This is a genomic window from Mesonia sediminis (genome assembly GCF_042684705.1).
Lineage (GTDB): Bacteria > Bacteroidota > Bacteroidia > Flavobacteriales > Flavobacteriaceae > Mesonia > Mesonia sediminis.
In genome coordinates this window covers 3170-4445 of record NZ_JBHULZ010000039.1, presented here as the reverse complement: position 1 = coordinate 4445, position 1276 = coordinate 3170, and the positions used below count along the sequence as shown (strand labels likewise).

Genomic DNA, 1276 nt, shown 5'->3' with positions numbered 1-1276 from the left:
AAAAATGGAACGCTAAAAAACATCTAATTTTAATGAAAAAATTAACCGCATAATTTAACTAACGAAATTTAAAAGAATACTCTTGTTTTATAGGGGTCAAAACAATAAACATAAGTTTTAGTATGTAATTTATTGTTAGAATTATTTATAACATATGAATGATTTCCATATGACATTTTGATATTGTTTGATTCTTTTGGAAAAATCAATATATCCCTTTCATAATTATTGCAATCCGAAATAGTATATACATTAGGTTAAAACCATATGTAACCAATTATTAAAATTGGCGAAAATAGGACAGGATAAACTTGAAGTTGTATAATGCTTTTCGCAAATTTTCTTATTTGAGATTCTTTGGATATTAAATTGTTTTTTTCAACTAATTTGATAATCCATTCTTGAATTGTGAAGGGGAAAATCACAAAAATTAAAATGTAATATAAAAAGTAGATTGGTGGAATTGTCATTTATAGATTAATGTTTTTCATAATTGCATACAACGGCAGTCAGTCTCAAAACTACCAATTAATGCTCTTAAAAATAATATTTTTCTGATTTTTATGAAATTTATCGAGGAGTCAATATTTTTTGAAAATGATTTTTAGGGGCGTAAAAACAGTTTAAAATAAGTGCTAGTTGCATTTCTAGGTGATTAATAGCGGTTTTGACATTGGTGAAGCACAATTTCTTCTGCTTAATTAACTTCAAGATCCTTTTCAAGTTATAAGCTAACATCATTAGCCCTAAATCTGCACTGGCTGCCTTTATTCCTTTTTTGGTCATAATATGGTCAAATCCCCATTGCCTTTTTAATGTGCCATAAGGATGTTCTACCAAGGCCTGTCGTTTTTTATAAAGGCTCTCGTTTTTATAAACGCGTTGCGCATTGTTTTGAATATTCTGCGTGAACTGGCTTCGTTGTATCACTTTTCCATTTGTTTTAGCCCTGGTACATTGGTCTCGTACCGGGCACTCTTTGCAAGCCTTAGTTTTATATTGTTTGAAAGTGTAGTTACGCCCTTTGTAACGCGTGCCATTGGAGGTTAACTGTTTTCCTTGTGGACAGGTATAAGTATCATCATTAGAATTATATATAAAATATTCAGCATTATAATCAGGGTTTGGAGCTTGGCTTTTTCGTCCTATCGCAGGAATAGCAACCAAGGTATTTATTCCCAGTTGGTCTGCTATATGAAATTCACTGCCCGTATGGTATCCTTTATCATAGAGGGCGGTAAACGAACTGGTCCTTAAAATAGATTTTGCCCTTCTG

The 1276-nt window shown here is 31.5% G+C and carries 1 protein-coding gene; it reads right to left on the bottom strand.

Features of this window, described 5'->3' with window-relative positions; translation table 11 throughout:
• Positions 1–570: 570 nt before the first annotated feature.
• A partial coding sequence (locus tag ACFSQ0_RS07330; RefSeq protein WP_379046333.1) for a transposase occupies positions 571–1276 on the bottom strand: 706 nt, incomplete at its 5' end.